Below are 926 nucleotides of genomic sequence, written 5' to 3' on the forward strand. Positions count from 1 at the left end.
TGTATAAGAGAGAGCCCTGGTGTTCGCCGGTGGCGGCCATGCCCGGCGGGGCGCGGCCATACTCGGCGACCTTGGGCTCGCCCCCATGGTCCCCTGCCGACTCCAGATCACCTCGACCTGAGCTTCCGCCGATCCGGTGCACCGCCATGACCGCCTCGTCGCTGGTCTGCCGGCCTCCACAGCTGCTCCGCTCATAGTGCGGACGGCCGGGCTCGACGTCGGGTCACTCCTGCGGTGCGATCAGCGTGTCGTCGGTGGCGTCGCGGACCGTGATCGCCTCCACCGGGCAGGAGTCGGCGGCGTCGACGATGACCTCGGCCGGGGCGACGACGTCGGCAAGCGGCGCGGACTGGCCGCCGACCAGGCGGAAGTGCTCGGGTGCGGTACCGGCGCAGATGCTCGTGCCGATGCAGCGGCGCGAGTCCACCCCGATCCGCCAGGCGGCACTCACCAGGCCACCGGCATGCCGAGCAGGCCCCGGACCAACATGCCCCGCTTCCACTGCAACTCGTCCTCGGGTACGGCGAGCCGCAATCCGGGCAGGCGAGTCACGAGTGTGGCGACGGCGACCTGCAACTCCATGCGGGCCAGCTGCGCGCCGACGCAGTGGTGAACGCCGTGCCCGAAGCCCAGGTGCGGGTTCTGCTCGCGGCCGAGGTCCAGCCGGTCCGGGTCAGCGAAGACGGTAGCGTCCCGGTTCGCCGACGACAGTGAGCCGAGGACCGGCTCACCGGCCCGGACCAGCACCCCGCCGACCTCGACGTCCTCCTTGGCGTACCGGGCGAAGGAGGAACCGACGCCCAGCGGCACGTACCGCAACAACTCCTCGACCGCGGCCGGCACCAGCGACGGGTCGGCCCGTAGCCGAGCGAGCTGGTCCGGATTGTGCAGCAGGACGTACACGAAGTTGGGGATCTGGGTCACTG

At 71.2% G+C, this 926-nt stretch carries 2 protein-coding genes; both read right to left on the minus strand.

Annotation, left to right across the window (positions count from 1 at the left end):
- Positions 1–223: 223 nt before the first annotated feature.
- Complete coding sequence (locus KBX53_RS34315; RefSeq protein WP_210863962.1) at positions 224–451, minus strand: ferredoxin; 228 nt, start codon at positions 449–451, stop codon at positions 224–226.
- Positions 448–926 (minus strand): cytochrome P450 (locus KBX53_RS34320; RefSeq protein WP_210863963.1); only part of this gene is annotated, 479 nt, incomplete at its 5' end. The genes KBX53_RS34315 and KBX53_RS34320, both read right to left, overlap by 4 nt.

This window comes from Micromonospora sp. M51 (genome assembly GCF_018070305.1).
Taxonomy (GTDB): domain Bacteria; phylum Actinomycetota; class Actinomycetes; order Mycobacteriales; family Micromonosporaceae; genus Micromonospora; species Micromonospora parva.